The organism is Asaia sp. BMEF1, from assembly GCF_051628905.1.
In the GTDB taxonomy this organism is placed as follows: Bacteria; Pseudomonadota; Alphaproteobacteria; order Acetobacterales; family Acetobacteraceae; genus Asaia.
Genome location: NZ_CP157575.1, coordinates 966,792 through 983,717, shown reverse-complemented (window position 1 = coordinate 983,717; position 16,926 = coordinate 966,792). Strand labels below are relative to the sequence as shown.

14 protein-coding genes are annotated in these 16,926 nt (G+C 58.6%); 8 read left to right on the top strand and 6 right to left on the bottom strand.

Annotated features, from left to right (window positions below; genetic code table 11):
• Positions 1 to 225 precede the first annotated feature (225 nt).
• The 8 genes from rpoD to ABHV46_RS04300 all read left to right on the top strand — a co-directional run bounded on the left by rpoD (position 226) and on the right by ABHV46_RS04300 (position 9,335).
• The gene (gene rpoD / locus ABHV46_RS04335; RefSeq protein WP_336944874.1) at positions 226 to 2,175 is read left to right on the top strand and encodes an RNA polymerase sigma factor RpoD; all 1,950 of its coding nucleotides are present in this window, start codon (positions 226 to 228) and stop codon (positions 2,173 to 2,175) included.
• Positions 2,176 to 2,177: 2 nt separating this feature from the next.
• Positions 2,178 to 2,759 (top strand): GNAT family N-acetyltransferase, encoded by a 582-nt coding sequence (locus ABHV46_RS04330; RefSeq protein ID WP_438382991.1) that lies wholly within the window; start codon positions 2,178 to 2,180, stop codon positions 2,757 to 2,759.
• A 290-nt stretch (positions 2,760 to 3,049) separates the two neighbouring features.
• Positions 3,050 to 3,991 carry a glycosyltransferase family 32 protein gene (locus tag ABHV46_RS04325; protein WP_336944876.1) on the top strand — a complete coding sequence of 314 codons (942 nt, stop codon included), beginning with the start codon at positions 3,050 to 3,052 and terminating at the stop codon, positions 3,989 to 3,991.
• 237 nt (positions 3,992 to 4,228) lie between these two features.
• Positions 4,229 to 4,693 carry a 30S ribosomal protein S6 gene (gene rpsF / locus ABHV46_RS04320; RefSeq protein WP_336944877.1) on the top strand — a complete coding sequence of 155 codons (465 nt, stop codon included), beginning with the start codon at positions 4,229 to 4,231 and terminating at the stop codon, positions 4,691 to 4,693.
• 5 nt (positions 4,694 to 4,698) lie between these two features.
• Positions 4,699 to 4,980, top strand: a complete 282-nt coding sequence (gene rpsR / locus ABHV46_RS04315; protein WP_023977644.1) for a 30S ribosomal protein S18 — start codon at positions 4,699 to 4,701, stop codon at positions 4,978 to 4,980.
• A gap of 10 nt (positions 4,981 to 4,990) precedes the next feature.
• Entirely contained in the window at positions 4,991 to 5,569 is a 579-nt protein-coding gene (gene rplI, locus ABHV46_RS04310) for a 50S ribosomal protein L9 (protein ID WP_336944878.1), read from the top strand.
• Between the two features lie 137 nt (positions 5,570 to 5,706).
• Entirely contained in the window at positions 5,707 to 6,906 is a 1,200-nt protein-coding gene (locus ABHV46_RS04305) for a class I SAM-dependent methyltransferase (protein ID WP_438382988.1), read from the top strand.
• A gap of 230 nt (positions 6,907 to 7,136) precedes the next feature.
• A complete protein-coding gene (locus ABHV46_RS04300) occupies positions 7,137 to 9,335 on the top strand; it encodes a TonB-dependent siderophore receptor (protein WP_438382983.1) in 2,199 nt (732 codons plus the stop codon).
• Positions 9,336 to 9,632: 297 nt separating this feature from the next.
• Here ABHV46_RS04300 and ABHV46_RS04295 read toward each other — a convergent pair whose 3' ends face one another.
• From ABHV46_RS04295 to lptF, 6 genes are all read right to left on the bottom strand, one after another.
• Positions 9,633 to 9,839, bottom strand: a complete 207-nt coding sequence (locus ABHV46_RS04295; RefSeq protein ID WP_188424936.1) for a cold-shock protein — start codon at positions 9,837 to 9,839, stop codon at positions 9,633 to 9,635.
• Positions 9,840 to 10,004: 165 nt separating this feature from the next.
• Positions 10,005 to 10,823: a 16S rRNA (adenine(1518)-N(6)/adenine(1519)-N(6))-dimethyltransferase RsmA gene (gene rsmA / locus ABHV46_RS04290; RefSeq protein WP_438382978.1), complete on the bottom strand. Its 819-nt coding sequence runs from the start codon at positions 10,821 to 10,823 to the stop codon at positions 10,005 to 10,007.
• Entirely contained in the window at positions 10,820 to 12,310 is a 1,491-nt protein-coding gene (locus tag ABHV46_RS04285) for a peptidylprolyl isomerase (protein ID WP_438382976.1), read from the bottom strand. The genes rsmA and ABHV46_RS04285 overlap by 4 nt, the downstream gene beginning before the upstream one ends.
• A 10-nt stretch (positions 12,311 to 12,320) precedes the next feature.
• Positions 12,321 to 14,633 carry an LPS-assembly protein LptD gene (locus tag ABHV46_RS04280; protein WP_438382974.1) on the bottom strand — a complete coding sequence of 771 codons (2,313 nt, stop codon included), beginning with the start codon at positions 14,631 to 14,633 and terminating at the stop codon, positions 12,321 to 12,323.
• Positions 14,633 to 15,784, bottom strand: a complete 1,152-nt coding sequence (gene lptG / locus ABHV46_RS04275; RefSeq protein WP_438382972.1) for an LPS export ABC transporter permease LptG — start codon at positions 15,782 to 15,784, stop codon at positions 14,633 to 14,635. Before lptG ends, ABHV46_RS04280 begins: the two co-directional genes overlap by 1 nt.
• Positions 15,774 to 16,925 (bottom strand): LPS export ABC transporter permease LptF, encoded by a 1,152-nt coding sequence (lptF, locus tag ABHV46_RS04270; protein ID WP_438382970.1) that lies wholly within the window; start codon positions 16,923 to 16,925, stop codon positions 15,774 to 15,776. The genes lptG and lptF overlap by 11 nt, the downstream gene beginning before the upstream one ends.
• Position 16,926 lies beyond the last annotated feature (1 nt).

Sequence of the window (16,926 nt, the reverse complement as noted above, 5' to 3'; positions counted from 1 at the left end):
AAAGACGGGGCTAGCCCTTGACTTCGGGCGTTGGATCGCCCACCTGCACGCTGCCGAAATTGCTAGCGCTGACGCTGGTGGATCGCAGTTGGAAGAACGGTTGGCCGATGGGCTGGCCGGGTCGGGCGGCGCATTGCTCTTGCAGTGCGCTGGGCTGACGCGTTTCTTTCATGGCTGGTTTTAAGCGTCGCGCTCGACAGGGCGTGCGGGAGCAGGGAGTAGGGTATGGCGACGAAAGCAGCCACGGGAACGGAGCGGAACGCGCAGGACCAGGACGGCGATACCAATGTCCTCGACACGCAGTCCGGTGCGGTCAAGCGGCTCATCGCCAAGGGACGTGAGCGCGGCCATATCACCTTCGATGAGCTGAACGCCGTTCTGCCCCAGGACCAGATGTCTTCCGAGCAGATCGAAGACATCATGGCCATTTTCTCCGAAATGGGCATCCAGGTTGTCGAGAATGAAGACAACGAGGAGGCCGATGACGCCGAAGAAAAAGCCGAGGAAAAGGAAGAGGCTGAAGAGGCCGAGGAATCGCCTACCGGCAATGTGAGCGAGAGCGCGGGCCGCACCGATGATCCGGTGCGTATGTATCTGCGTGAGATGGGCTCGGTCGAATTGCTGTCGCGCGAGGGCGAAATCGCCATCGCCAAGCGAATCGAGGCTGGTCGCGATGAAATGATCGGTGGTCTCTGCGAGAGCCCGCTGACCTTCCGCGCCATTATTTCGTGGCATGACAAGCTCAAGGAAGGCGAGATGTTGCTGCGCGACATCGTCGATCTTGAAGCCATGCAGGGCGGTCCTTCCGAGGAAGAAACAGCCGAAAACGAGAACGGCGAAGAGAACGAGGATAACCTCGACGAAGAGCCCGCAAACGAGGAAGGTGGCGACCCGGAAAGCTCCGGCCTGTCGCTCTCTGCGCTCGAGGAAAAGCTCAAGCCCGAGATTCTTGCCCATTTCGAAGCCATCGAGCCGCTTTATGACACGCTGCGCGCGCTCCAGGTGCGCCGCATCGAGACGCTGACCAGCGGCTCTGAAGCGACGGGCGCCTCGGAAGCGGAATACGAAAAGCTGCGCACCGAGCTGGTCAAGATGGTCGAGCAGGTGCATTTGCACAACAACCGGATCGAAGAGCTGGTCACCCAGCTCAAGGTCCAGTTCCAGCGTCTGAACACGCTCGAAGGCCGTATGCTGCGCATGGCCGAAAGCTGCCGCGTGTCGCGTGACGATTTCCTACAGAAATATCGCGGCTACGAACTCGATCCCAACTGGCTGGCTTCGGTTTCTGCCCTGACAGGCAAGTCGTGGAAGAATTTCACCACGCGTTACGCCGAGCAGATCATCGATCTGCGCAATCAGGTGGCTGATCTGGCACATAGCACGGGTCTGCCGGTTGGCGAGTTCCGTCGTGTCTACGCGGTCGTTTCGCGTGGCGAGCGCGATACGACACGCGCCAAGAAGGAAATGATCGAGGCCAATCTGCGTCTCGTGATCTCGATTGCCAAGAAGTACACCAATCGTGGCCTGCAATTCCTGGATCTGATTCAGGAAGGCAATATCGGTCTGATGAAGGCGGTCGATAAGTTCGAGTACCGTCGCGGCTATAAGTTCTCGACTTATGCGACCTGGTGGATCCGTCAGGCCATCACGCGGTCGATTGCCGATCAGGCGCGCACCATCCGTATTCCGGTGCATATGATCGAGACGATCAACAAGCTGGTGCGCACCTCGCGTCAGATGCTGCACGAGATCGGTCGCGAGCCCGCTCCCGAGGAGCTGGCCGAGAAGCTTGGCATGCCGCTTGAGAAGGTCCGCAAGGTGCTCAAGATCGCCAAGGAGCCGATCTCCCTCGAAACGCCGATCGGTGATGAGGAAGACAGCCATCTCGGCGACTTCATCGAGGACAAGACAGCGGTGATCCCGCTTGATGCCGCGATCCAGACCAACCTGCGTGAAGCCACCACGCGCGTTCTGGCCTCGCTCACCCCGCGTGAAGAGCGTGTCCTGCGCATGCGCTTTGGTATCGGTATGAATACGGATCATACGCTCGAAGAAGTCGGTCAGCAGTTCAACGTGACCCGCGAGCGTATCCGTCAGATCGAGGCCAAGGCGCTACGCAAGCTCAAGCACCCGAGCCGCAGCCGCAAGCTGCGTTCGTTCCTCGACGATAACTGATCATGGAGAAGTGGCTTGAGGTGGCTCCGGAGCGTCCGACAACCGAAGTGACGGTTGACGTGACCTTCCTCGAGCGCCTCAGGCCCCCTCTGCCGGGCCGGGTCGTCTGGCCCGAAGGTTACCGACTGGAACGGTGGCACCCCGGCACTACCGATTATCTCGCGCTTTATCGCCTCATCGGCGCACCGCATTGCTGGTGGATGCGCTACCTGATGCCCAAGGCAACGCTGCACCGCATCATTGCTTCTTCCCACACTTATATTTTCCGTTTGCTTGCGCCCGAAGGCGTGGTCGGGTTTTTCGAACTCGATATCGAGAAGCCTGAAACCCCTTATCTGTCCTATCTCGGCCTCGTTCCTTCTGCGCAAGGGAGGGGGCTGGGAAAGAAACTTCTGAAAGCCGCGATCCAGCAGGGCTGGCAGAAAGAGACCCGCGTGCTTCGCGTCAATACCTGTACGGCCGATCATCCCAACGCCCTGCGCACTTACAAGGCTGCGGGTTTCGTGCCGATTATGGTCGAACAGGAGCATTGGAGTATTCCCGACGATTTGGGGCTTGTTTTGCCCGAGCATCTCCGCCCTTGAGGCAATAAGATACGGCATTGCTCAGCGCAGTGTCACATAGATTTCGACGTCTTCAAGGTAATCGACAGGTGTCTCGACTTCGCCTTCTGCGAGTGTTCGGGGCGCGTGCAGGATTGCTCGTTATGTTCGCAGACGCTAGACCGCTTTCGTGATTGCATGCGATACTGTGCGAACGTCTCTGCTTATCAGATATCGTGTTGGATATTAATCGTAATTCTGGGTGCGCATCGGGAATGATCGTTAGTTATTTCAATACCATTTTGTGTATTGACGGATCTGTATTGTATCACGTGAATTTGTGCGATCTTGAAGATGGCGGCCATCGGGCGTGCCAACGCGCTGATCTCGACACGCTCGGCTACGAAGTGCGGGGAGCAGAGCATGAATGCTTTACGATCCTGAAGGACGGCCGGTTTTTGTCCGCCCAGACCGATGGCCGAGGTGATCATGTTGCCAATTGCGGCGGATGGGAGAAATTCCGTGAGGTGTCAGATGATGCACGCCCCGAAATCCCGCTCATCCCTGAGAGCCAATCAATTCCCAAACGTATCCATCAGACAGATAACCCCCTCGAAATAGGCGCCCAGTTTGCCGATAATGTCGATCAGTTGAAGACTCTCAATGACGGTTGGGTGTACGAATACTACAGCGAGAAAGACAGGCTCGACTACATTTACGAGTTCTACGGATGGCCTATCCTAAAGGATTATCTGTCGATCAACCCTCGCTTCGGTGCCGCCCGAGCCGATCTGTTTCGCTATCTGTGCATCTACAGACATGGCGGGGTCTATTTCGACATGAAATCCGGGGTCGAACGACCGCTCGACGAGATTATTCGAGAGGGGGACCGTTTTCTGCTTTCGCACTGGGCGTCTGCGCGGTCGACCCGTTTTCATGGCTGGGGAAGGGGGTGTGAAGTCGCCCATGTCGAAGGCGGTGAATATGTGCAGTGGTTCATCATCTGCACAGCCGGGCACCCGTTGATGAGGAAAGTCGTAGAGCAGGTGCTGTTCAACATCAGGCACTATCTTCATCCCTTGCACGGATCGGGTTCAACAGCGACACTTAATATTACCGGCCCGCATGTCTTCACTAGAGCCATTTGCGGGCATGTCGCTGAAGGAACGACAAGACTCCTTGATGCCGAAAACGAGGGTCTCGTCTATAATAATATCGCTAACTACATGCGTTCTTCGAATTATCGAGGCGAGCAGAGCCCTTTGATACTCTGAGACCTGCCACGACGCTATGCGCTGCGCCGTTTTGCCGCGTTTCTCCGAAAGCGTTGTGCCCCGATTCAGCTGTCTCTGTGCGATTGCGCTTGCAAGAGAGTGGGCGGGTGTGCTCTATGCCGCATTCCCCTGCCGGACGAAGGCATCGTCCCGGCTATACCCAAGCCTTGTGGAAGAGGCGCTGACCCGACCGGTTGCGGTCGACAGTTGGGTTGAAGCAATCCGAAGGGAGCTCATATGCCGTTGTACGAAAGCGTGCTTATCGCACGTAACGATATCTCGCAGGCGCAGGTCGAAACCCTCGTCGAGCAGATCGAAACCCTCCTCACCCAGGATGGCGGTTCCATCGAGAAGCGCGAATTCTGGGGTCTGCGTTCGCTCGCATACCGCATCAAGAAGAACCGCAAGGGCCACTACGTCCTTCTCGGCCTGAATGCCCGCCCGGATCAGATCCGCGAGCTGGAGCGTCAGCTGAGCTTGAACGAAGACGTTCTGCGCGTTCTCACGCTGCGCGTCGAAGAGATCACCCAGGACCCGTCTCCGATCCTGTCCCGCAAGGGCGATGATCGTGGCGATCGTGGCAATTTCCGTGGTGGCAATGCCAAGCCGGCTGGTCGTTTCGACAGCGGCCGTGGTGGCCGTCGTGGCGACGATCGTGAAGAATACCGCGCCCGTGAGGGTGCCGAGATGGAAGCGGAGTGATCGCGATGTCTGACGAGAACACCAACGAAATCAACCCGGCCGCCCGTCGCATCGCCGTCGGCGCCCGTCGCCCGTTCTATCGCCGCCGCAAGTCCTGCCCGTTCTCCGGGCCCAATGCGCCGAAGATCGACTACAAGGACGTGCGTCTGCTGAGCCGCTTCCTCTCCGAGCGCGGCAAGATCGTTCCGAGCCGCATCACGGCGGTTTCGGCCAAGAAGCAGCGTGAGCTGGCGCAGGCGATCAAGCGCGCCCGCTTCCTTGCCCTGCTCCCCTACGTGATGAACTGAGGAGACAGGCATGTCACAGACTGAAGTCATCCTGTTGCAGCGCGTTGAGCATCTGGGCCAGATGGGCGAAATCGTCCGCGTCAAGCCCGGCTATGCGCGCAACTTCCTGCTGCCGCAGGGCAAGGCGCTTCGCGCCAATGCCCAGAACCGTCAGCGTTTCGAAACCGAGCGCGCGCAGCTTGAGGCTCAGAACCTCAAGCGTCGTGAAGAAGCAGAGCGTCTTGCCGAGCGTATGCACGGTCTGAGCGTCGTCATCATCCGTCAGGCTGGTGACAGCGGCAGCCTTTACGGCTCCGTCACGACCCGCGATATCGCGCTCGCTGTGACCGCAGCAGGTCTTACGGTCGGTCGCAACCAGGTCGTGCTGGCTGAGCCGATCAAGCTGCTGGGTCTGATCGAGGCTCGCGTCGATCTGCACCCTGAAGTTTCGATCCCGGTGACCGTCAACGTTGCCCGTTCGGAAGAAGAAGCCGAGCGTCAGGCACGTGGCGAAGCCATCGTCGCTGAAGAGGACGAGTACGTCCTCGAAACCGAAGTCGAGGGTGACGAATCCGCGACCGAAGGTGAAGTCGAAGGCGCTGCTGTCTAATAGACACCGCGTTTTACGATCGACTACGAGACCCGGCTGCCTCTGGCAGCCGGGTTTTGTTTTGTCTGGCTCTGTTGACGACCGCGTATTTTGGACGTTCAAATACTTGAATTGTCTGAAAAAGATCGGGGTCTACCATGGCATTTCTGCTTGATCAGGTATTGAGGCGATTTATCAAGGCCGGTGCTTTGGAAGTCATCCTGCCCGATGGCAAGATGAGACAGTATCGTGGCAGGCTGCCGGGACCGTCTGCCGCTATTCACGTCAAGACAGACAAGGCGCTCAGGGCCTTGCTGCTCAACTCGGGACTCGCTTTCGGCGAGGGCTGGATGGATGGCGAGATCACAGCCGTCGATTGCACCCTAGAGGATGTTCTGGGCGTGCTGATGCTCAATATCCACGGCAGTCACCATTTTCTGAACAAGCTGGAAGAGAAAGCGCGCTTCGTCACCCGGTTTTTCAGACAGTGGAATAATCAGCGCCGGTCCCGCGCCAATGTAGCCCATCACTATGATCTGGATGGCGCGCTCTACGATCTTTTTCTCGACGAGGACCGTCAGTATTCCTGCGCCTATTTCACGTCCGACGACATGACGCTCGAAGAGGCACAGCTCGCCAAGAAGCGCCATATCGCTGTCAAGCTGTGCCTCGATCAGCCAGGGCTCGAGGTGCTCGATATCGGCTGCGGCTGGGGAGGCATGGCACTCACTCTGGCAAAGGATTACGGGGCGAGGGTGACCGGCATCACCTTGTCGCGCGAACAGTTGCAAGTGGCGCAGCGGCGTGCACGCGAGGCCGGTCTTGAAGGGCAGGTGCAGTTTCTCCTCATGGATTACCGCAAGCTCGACCGTCAATTCGACCGTATCGTTTCTGTCGGTATGTTCGAGCATGCCGGTATCGGGCAATACGACGTCTATTTCCGCAGCGTGCGTAAAGCGTTGAAACCTGATGGTGTCGCATTGATCCACTCCATCGGGCGCATGGATTGCCCCGGTTCGACCAATCCCTGGATCGATAAATACATCTTCCCCGGTGGGTATTCGCCTGCCTTGAGCGAGGTTCTTCCCTCGATCGAGCGTGCTGGGCTCTGGGTGACGGATTGCGAGGTCCTGAGGCTGCACTACGCCAAAACGATAAAGATCTGGCGTGAACGCTTTGCCGCTAATCGTGAGAAGATAGAGGCGCTATACGATGAGCGCTTTTGCAGGATGTTCGAATTCTATCTGACGGGTGCAGAACTATCCTTCCGCCTTCAGGGGCACATGAACTTCCAGATCCAGCTCTCGCCCGATCTGAATGCGGTGGCACTAACGCGAGACTATCAGTACCGGGAGTGAACTGGGCCGTTTTCCATCGTGAATGCTCCGTCAGCGCTTAGGGAAAATGAGGGCGGAATCGTCAAAAGGCAGCGATATGTAACGATAAGTAATGGTTAGGCCTCTCGGAATCGTGATTCCATGTTTCGTCCTGTCACGATTTGTGTCGTAATTGGCGAATGAGACCTATTCGCATTAGAAAGGCGACAAGGGTAGTTCGACCCTCTCGCTCCGTCCTTGTCGCCTCCTGCATGACCACGCTCGGTCTGGCTGGCTCTCCTGACGCTCTGGCCCAGCAGGGGGCGACGGAAGCGGAGGCCGTTGCCGCCCAGAGCGGTTCCTCTGCTGATAGAAAGGCGGGGATGGCCTCAGTGCCGCCTGGCAAGGGGAAGCAAGAGGCGGAGAGCGCCGCCCGGAGGAAGACTCGCAGGGAGATGATCACGGTACGCGGTGAGCGCGGGTCCTACGCGGCGACCGATAGCAGTATGGGCGACAAAAGGTCGACGCCCTTCCTAGAGCAAACGCAGACGACCAATGTCGTCACGCATCAGACGATCGTCGATTTCGCGCCGCAGACCATTGAGGACATGGCGAAATACGTTCCGGGCATGGTGGTTGGCAATAATTTCGGCGGAACGCAGGATTCTCTGATCAAGCGTGGCTTCGGCTCGAACGATGATGGATCGATTTTGCGCGATGGCGTGAGAATGCCAATTGGGCGCAATTATCAGGGCGACACGACAGAGCGTGTGGAAGTCCTCAAAGGGCCAGCGTCCCTCTTCTATGGCATGCAAGAGCCGGGGGGTGTGATCAACGTCGTTACCAAGGCTCCCGATTTTCACCGGTTTAGCGCTAATTTCGGCACGCAATGGAGTTCGCTCGGGGGCGGCCAGGGCCATCTCGATTTTACCGGTCCGCTCGGTAAGGATTTCGCCTTCCGCCTGATCGGCGGTTTCCGTAATGAAAATTACTGGCGTAACTTCGGCGCAAACAAACAGGTTCTGGTCGCGCCGACGCTCAACTGGCGGCATGATCGATGGGACGGCGCCTTGTCCTACGAATTTGTCGATTATCATAATGTTCTGGATCGCGGCGCTGTATTCGTCGGTAACAACCCTGTTTCCGGCCCGCAAAAGCGTCTCGATGAAGCCTGGACGGCCTCATTCGGTGCCCGTCATCTCATTGCGTCGCATCTCGGCTACCGACTGGGGGCGCATGACCGATTGAGGCTGGCAGGCGGCTATAACCGGGACGATTATCACGACCGACAGGCCGATCCTTCCAGTTACAACCCACGCACCGGAATTCTGATGCGACGTTATCGCGCCAATAGCGGTACGCTGCGTGCCAATGGCAGCGTGGCTCTGGACTACATAGGTACCCACGAGCTCTGGCGCATGAAGCATGAAATTACCGCCGGGGTCGATTATGAGAACCGCAACCAGGATCAGGGTGCCTTTTATCAATCGGCCAATCAGGGCGGCTTCTACCCGTCCAAACCCGTTTATGGCGGCCTTGCCCCGACGGGGCGTCTCAATCCGGCAAGCAGCAATCTCCAGCAGAACATCAACAACGCCTCAGGCTATCTGAAGGATAATATTCATCTGACTAAGACTCTGATCGCAAGTGGTGGCGTGCGCTATCAGTGGTTTGCCCTGCGCTATGGCAGCGGAATTCCTTTCGTCGAGACGACCAAGGCTTCCCATACCAAGCCTCTGCCATTCGCTGCCCTTGTGTGGCAGCCGTTCAAGAGCGTCTCTTTCTACGGCGATTACTCACAATCGTTTGGGGCCAATCTTCTTTCTGCCGGCACCGTTCTTCAGGGCGGATACAAGCCGACGACCGGGCGAGAATTTGAACTTGGCGCTCGCTACGAAAACCACGGGCTTACAGCGGACGTGGCGCTCTATCATATCCGCAAGAAGAACGTGCTTCAGGCGGCTGGGCTGGACGGCAATGGCAATATGATACAGCGTCTGACCGGTCTTGCCGGATCGAAAGGGCTCGAAGCGAGCCTGACGGGTGCATTGACGCGACATTGGAGCGCGATCCTGTCTTATGCCTGGACGGATGCGCGCACCTTGCGGGATACGCCTGAGACCGAAGGCCATCAGTTGATCGGCGTTCCCAAAAATAGTGGCAGTCTGTTTCTGACGTGGAATGGGGCGCTCCCCTGGTACAAGATCGCCATGCGCGCCGGTGGCGGTGTGCAGCTTGTCGGTACACGTGCGGCAACGCTTAATAACAGTTTTCAGGTTCCCGGCTATGGCACGGTCGATGCGTTTGCCTCATGGACAGTACCGAAACTGTTTTCCCGACAGGTCAGTCTTCAGCTGAATGCCGTTAATCTGCTGAATCAGGGCTATATCATCACCCCGACGGGCTCGGCATTTCGCAATAGCTGGGGGCAAGGGCGCAGCTTTGCGGTTGCGACGAATATTGCTTTCTAGAATTTAAACCGGGGTTGTCTGGGGGGGGGTACGTGCGCAGAGCGCGTACTCATGTCAGCGAGACGGTATACCTGATTCTTCGCGATGGTCGCGAGCGGCAGTCTGTCATTGGTGGGCGCTACCGGGCAAAATGCCCGTCAGTGCCGACAGCCTGAGGCAGCGAGCTGGAAAAGGGAAATCCTGTTCTTCTGGCTGCTTTCAGGCTCGGAGCGTGCTGAAAGCGCTTTGCGGCTCCATCTGGAAACCAGACCGCGCTTTCGGCAGTTCCTCGTCGTCCCCTCCGAAGAGGAGGCGGCCTTAGCTCAGCTTGAGCGAGACAGCCGACGTCTTGCCGTTGCGGCCGACTTCGGTCTCGTAAGAAAGCGCCTGACCGTCTGCGAGGGTGGAGAGATTAGCCTTCTCAACTGCGGAGATGTGTACGAACACGTCATCGCCACCGGCATCCGGCTTGATGAAGCCGAAGCCCTTGGTTGAGTTGAACCACTTGACGGTGCCTGTTGCCATAACGAGGCTCCTTGATAGTACGACGGGCACGCAGAAGAATTTTGCGTGCAGACATGCGCCTGCGAAACGAACCGAGATGCCACATGCATTCGGCGTTCCGGGCAAGTGCACCCGTCTTGGTCCTGTATGGGCGCTTGCGGGAGGTAGTGCAAGCGCCTCTCGCTTTCAGTTTGCAGTACAAACCAGTTTCGCCAGCGTCGCAAATTCGTCGATCGAGAGCGTTTCCGCGCGGCGGGTCGCCAGAATGCCAGCCTTTTCAAGCAGCGCTTCGCCCCCCACGGGCCTGAGCGAAGCACGCAGCATTTTGCGTCTCTGGCCGAAAGCCAGATGGGTGACGTGTTCCATTGCCTTGAACAGCGCAGCCGAGGGCTGTTCTGCCTTGGGTACAAGGTCGACCACCGCCGATTCGACCTTGGGCGGCGGCGAGAATGCGCCAGCAGGCACCTTCATGACTACATTGCACGTCGCACACCACTGGGCGATCACCCCGAGCCGGCCATAGGCCGATGTATCAGGGGCGGCGCAGATGCGATCGGCCACCTCAAGCTGAAACATCAGTGTCATGCGCTCCCACAGCGCAGCCTGACGGAGCCAGCCGATCAGGAGAGGCGTGCCGACATTATAGGGTAGGTTGGCAACGATCTTGCGCGGTGCAGGGCAGAGTGTCGCAGTGTCGAGGCTGGTTGCGTCGGCCTTGACCAGCACCAGCCTGCCATTGGCATGGGCCACAAGTTCATCGAGCAGTGGCCAGGCCCGCTGATCGATCTCGACCGCATGAACCCCGTCCGCCTTTGTATCGAGCAGGGCCCGCGTCAGTCCGCCCGGACCGGGCCCGATCTCAACCACATGGCGTCCGGCCATGTCGCCCGCGAGAGAAGCGATCCGGGCGACGATGCCCGGATCGAGAAGAAAGTGCTGGCCGAAGGACTTCTTGGCATCAAGGCCATGAATACGGATGGCATCGCGCAGGCTGGGAAGGGTCATCCCTGACCCGGTGCAGGCTTGCCGTGCGGCTTCTTGGCGGGGAGCTCATCATCGCTCGGCGCGTCATCCGTCGATTTCGCGGCTACGGCCTTGTCGTCCTTACGCATTTCGATGACCGAACGACGCTCGAGATCGCGTTCGAGCTGGCGAGAGGCCTGTTCGACACGCTCATTCATCAGGCTGTCGGCGATTTCGCTCGGGCTCTGCTGGGCGATATTTTTCTGTCCGCGCGAGCAGATCGTCAGCAGGGCGATGCCATCGGTAGAGACAAGCGGTCGGCTCGACTGGCCGATAGGCATGTCGGATAGAACCTGACGCATCTGTGGATTGAGACGCTCCAGCACGAGCTGCCCGCCCGGATCGGAAGGATGCTTTTCCCCGAGAGAATGGTTGAGCGCTTCCATCGCTTCGCATCCATGAACCGATTGAGCCGCAGAGGATGCCCTTTGTAGCGTCATTTTCTGCTGGTCCGTCGGATCCTGCGGGTTCAGGGGGGATGAGAACGGGAAGAACGCCTGGCGCACGGTCACCATGGTCACGTTCTGATGGCCGATGGTGCGTTTGCCATTGACCGTGACGATCACATAGCCGCCCGCCACCTTGACCGGGTTGGAAATGGCGCCGATCGGCATCTGGCGTACGATTTCCACCACGGGCGGATCAAGGCTGTCTTCCTGCACCCAGCCCATGGTCCCGCCATCGAGCGCGGTCTGTGCCTGGGAGAACTGAGCCGCCACGATCGGGAAGGGGGCACCGTTGCGCAGCTGGGTGATGATGGTCTTGGTGAATTCGAGCTCGGTTTCCGAATGGCGCGGATCGGCCACAGGAATGAAGATCTCGCTCACATTGTATTGCGGGCGACCCTCCTCTGCGCGCAGGGCTTCCTCACGCTGGGCGATCTCGCGCGCTGTAATGCGGCCGCGCCCGGAGATTTCCTCGCGCAGTACCTGCATCCAGCCGATCTGGACTCGAATCTGGTCGATCAGCGTGGTGAGCGATACCCCGTCCTGCGCCAATCGATCGCGCAGGGCATTCTTGGGCATGCCGTTGCGCGATTCGATGTTGTTGATGGCCTGGGCGATCTGCTGCGGCTCGACATTGATGTGACGCTTGAGGATTTCCTGCGTCTTGATGCGCTCGTCGGTAAGCTGACGGATGATCTGCGGGCGCAGACGCTGCATCAGATCGGGGCTGATATTCAGCCCGGTCGACAGGGCGAAGAGCTTGCCACGATTATCGACATCGCGCTCGGTCAGAACCTGCCCGTTGATCGTGCCAAGAATGGCATCTTCGGGCGGAGTGACCGGCTCGACCACCGAGCCATGCCCCGGATGGGCACGCTGGGTCTGCCCGTGATGCGCCGGCGCCGCCTGCGCGCCAAGCACGGGAAAGGCGATCAGAGCCGTAAAGCCGAGAAGCGTCGTGCGCATCGACCGACAGAAGCCGGAGTGCGGTGCAGCCCGAAGGAAGGGGGCAGAAAAGCTCATTGCGCGTCCGTCAGCCATTGATTCCGAAGGTACCGATCGTCTTGAAGGTGAGATTGAACAGCACGGTCGTGTTGCGCTGCTGACCACCGATCGAGGTATATTGCTTGATCGCAAGGATGTCCAAGCCGAAGCAGTCGTTGGAATAGCCGATATCGCCGCCAAGGCTGACGAACTCCTTGCGAGACAGTGACCGGCGTCCGTAGACGGAGGCATGATATTGCTTCCACGCGGTCGATACGCCAGCCGTTACTTCGTTGGTCTTGGTGTAATAGACCTGCGTCGGGCCATTCAGGCGGTAATTCGTTGCGTAGAAATAATACGGGGTGACCGGCTCGTAGATATAGCCCGCATTAACGTGGAATACCGGCACACCGACGCTGACGAGCCCTTCACCGTAATCGAAGCTCTTGCGCCACGGGTCGTAGCGACCGCGTGCCGTCAGGTCGAGATACTGGTTGGGGCTCACACGAACACGCGCAACTGGGGAGGAGAGGTGGTGATCGAGCCCTGAATAGGCGATGCGGTTTTGGGTGATATGCTGCTGAATGCTCTCGCCCACCAGAAAATCGACCACATGACCACGCCAGGTCCAGTTGCCATGAACGCCCACATTGCCGCGTAAACCGCCATCGAGACGATCCGTGCCGGTATAGCGGTTGAGCGCGAACAGCGTGCTATCGGTGAATTCGTATTGCAGGCTGTCTTCGTTCGGGATCATGCGTGTGGCGCTGTTGCCCATATTCGGAGCGGCAATCGCCTGAACGATGGGCTCCAGGATCTGGGAGCCGTGCCCGTGCGCGAAGCGACGCATGAACGGCCAGTTCATTTTCAGCGCGACGGTTGGCAGAACCCAGCCGGTCGTATGCGTGCCGGTCGAGGTATAATAAAGCGGCTGTTCGGTGAGGTGGCTCGCCTGATAGACCGTGGCATCCACACGTGCCGTCAGAAGCCAGATCTGCCCCAGCACGTTATGGAACGGGCGGTTCCAGTTCATCTGGATCTGTCCGCGCTGGTCACGCGTGCCTTCAGGACGATAGACGTTAAAGTCGTTAGTGTTCAGCGAGAACGTGCCACCGAGCGGATCGGTCTGTGCCTGGAAGGCGTAATTGAGGCGCGGCAGGACGAATGGCAGATTCGAGTTTCGAATGACGCCCTGGTTCAGTCCCTGATAGAACTGGCCATCGAGGCGCGTATAGGAACCTACGCCGAAACCGTCGATATAGGCCGTAGATTGCAGCGTTTCATTGCCGTAGCCGGTGATGCGGTAGTCGCGCATATAGTTGGCCGAGGAGGCCAGATTGACATTGGCGCCAGCGCGCCAGTGATCGTCGAGGTCGAACACGGCATTACCACGCACATAGCCCTGGATACCGTTATCGTTAGTGCCGTCCACCGTATTGCCGAAGGTGTTGACGTAGCTTCCTTCCTTACGGGTGCTATAGGCCACGCCGCCGGTGAGATTGATCTTGCCGAAATTGAGCTGGTTTCGATACTGGCCACTGATTTGCGGCCCGGTACGGGTGGAAACTAGGCCCTGCACAGTCAAATCCTGCTGGTCGTCGATCGCCCAGAAATAGGGAATGGTAAAATACGTGCCGAGATAGCGGTCATGCGGGTTGATGCCCGGCATGAGAAAGCCGCTCTGCCTTTTCACGCTGGGGTCCGTCATCGAGAAAATCGGCAGGTAAACGATGGGAATGCCCAGCATATCGAGATAGGCATGGCTGAAATTGATGCGCTTATGTTCGGTGTCCTGCGTCGCGTTATAGGCGCGCAATTGCCAGAAAGGCGCGCGCGACGGATCTTTGGCGCAGATTTCGCAGGCCGTATAAACCGCCTTGCCCATGTCGTTGATCTTGCCATTGGTGCGGCGCATGCCATTGGCGGCCATCTTGGCATTATCTTCCATGCGCAGAAAAATCGCCCGCGCAACACCATCATGCATGCCGTTGCTCAGCTCGACATAGCTGGCATAGCTGGTGCTGCCGTCGGGCTCGACCATTGCTACATGGCCGGTCGCCGTCATGACGCCGGTATTGCGATCAAAGACAATCTTGTCGGCGCGCATGGCGTGCTCGCCCTGCCAGACCTGCACATTGCCTGTCCAGGTCGCCACGCCCGAGCGGGTGTAGCTTTCCTGATCGGCCAGATAGGTGACCGGATCTGATTGCGAGGACGGTTTGCCGACCGCAACTTTCGGACCGGTCTGGCGCTGCATCGTTGCATCGGCCTCTGGGATCGCGCCGAACGTGGCGGTGCCAGCCAGCATGGACGCAGCCAGCCAGGACTTGCGCCTCTTATGCGCAACACGCCGTTTCGACATCAACCATCCTCCAGATGCAGAAGCAAGGCTACCGCCAAGCAGAGACCTGCGCCAGTCGGCGCCCAGGCCGCCATGACTGGCGGGAGGGCACCGGATTCACCAAACTGCGCCGCCACCTTCGAAATGGTGAAAAGCGCAAAACCCGCAGCGATTCCCGAGCCAAGCATGCGCGCCACACCGCCGCGCCGCGAGGGACGCATGGAGAACCCAGCTGAAACGAGAGCCATTGTACCGCACAGGATCGGAAGAGCTAACAGAGTCTGGAAGTGCAGTCGATGCCGTATGGATGAAAAACCGGAGCGCTCAAGCAGGCGTATGAAACCGGGCAGCGACCACACCGAAAGCGTGTCAGGCGAAGCGAAGCTCTGTTCAACACGGGTCAGGGAAAGGTTGGTCGGCAGCAGGTAGTCACCAATATGCGTGGGCAGGTGGTTAGGCCGCACGGTTGCGGCGTCTTCCAGCTTCCAGGCGCCTTTGACCAGCTCGCCCCGAGGCGCCTCGATACGAACCACGAGCTGGTCATGGGCGTCGAGACGGAAGATGCTGATATCGTTGATGCTCAATTTGCGGTCATGCATGAAAACATGACGCGCATGCAGGATCGCCACGCCCTTGCTCCCCTGATCGTCGTCGAGCTGGCGCAGCCAGAGTGCCCCGCCATTCAGCGAGAGTGGGCCGCCTCCGGTCTTGAGATAGGCCTCGTCCAGCAACTCTGCCTTGCGAAACATCGATGACGAGAGCGGCGACAGGGCGATTGTGCCGAAACCGCCCATAAGCAAGGCACAGGCCAGAGGTGCGGCGAGAAACTGCCAGGCCGAGATGCCGGCAGCTCGCGCCACGATCAGCTCGGACGAGCGCGTGAGCCGCCAGAAGCAGACGATGCCGCCAAGCAGAATGCCGAACGGCATGATCATGATCATGAAATAGGGGACATGGAGCCCGGCAATTTCTGTGACGAGACTGGTAGGAACGTCCGGTTTGGTGGCCACGCGCCGCAGCAGATCGATAAAATCGAAAAGCGATACGAGCCCGGTCAGTGCCGCGATCATGGCCAGCGCAAAGAGCGTAAAAATGCGCGAGATATAGATCGACAACGTCACTGAGACGCCTGCCGAGCCTTCTCTGAACAGGGCGAGAGGACTACGTGCCATGGGACTTCTTTCGCGCTGCACTCGCCCCCTTTGGGGCGAACAGCCAGTAGCTGCAGCCAATGGCCGGAACGATGGCCACGACCCAGAGCAGAGGGACAAGGCCCAGATTGCGTCCTGCGAGGTTCTGCAGCATCAGCGACATGGCCATGAGCCCGACCACCGATAAAATGGCGCCGAGAGGCCGTTTGACATTGCCATGACGCGAGAACGCGCCGCTCAGCACAGCCACTAGGGCAATCATACTGAAGGAAAAGGTGGTGAGAGGGGCCGTCAGACGTCGCCAGCCTTCCACAGCAAATTTGCCCCAATCGCGTTGCGAAACGTAGCGCGGGTCGGGATGAAACAATTCGGACAACGACATTTCAGACGCGTCTCGTGCTTGTGTCTCGGCCTGCTTCTGGCTCGAGAGGTCGATGGAGTTTCGCTCGAATGTCAGCACATTGAGCCGCCCGGTGTGGTGATCGATCTCCTGACGCGAGCCGTTGAATAGAACGACGCGTGGCTGGTTATCGATCACGACCATATTGCCGCGCTCTGCGATGATTGTGGCGCGTGCATTGGGCAGTCTGTCGTCTTCGACGAAAACGCCATGCATTTCCCCGTCGCGGTCGCGTTTGCGCACATAGACGGTCATGTCTTTCGACAACTGGGCGAAGACGCCATCCTGAAGCAGGAAAGCGGCCATACGATTGCGAATTTCGAACTCATAACGCCGGAACGCATGATAGGAGACCGGCACCAGCCACAGATTGAGAATATAGCCCAGTATCGTGGCGATCAGGGCACAGGCCATTGCCGGGCGCGCCAGCTGGAACGGCGATAAACCGGCAGCCTGCATAACCGTCACTTCGCGATCGCCTGCCATACGCTGATAGCCGAACAGCACGACCAGAAAGGTCGTGATCGGAAGGATGACGGCGAGAAAGGACGGGATCATTAGCGAAGTCAGCTGGATGAATACCCTCAGCGAAAGTCCACGATCGACCACAAGCGAGACGAAGCGTAGCGACTGCATTAGCCAGATGAGCGCGATGGCTCCAGTCGTGATGCCGAGCAGCCCAAGAAAAAGCTGCCGCAAAACATAGCGTTCGCGTAACAGCAGATAGGGGCGACGTTGGGGGCGTGAAGCCGAAGCAGACATA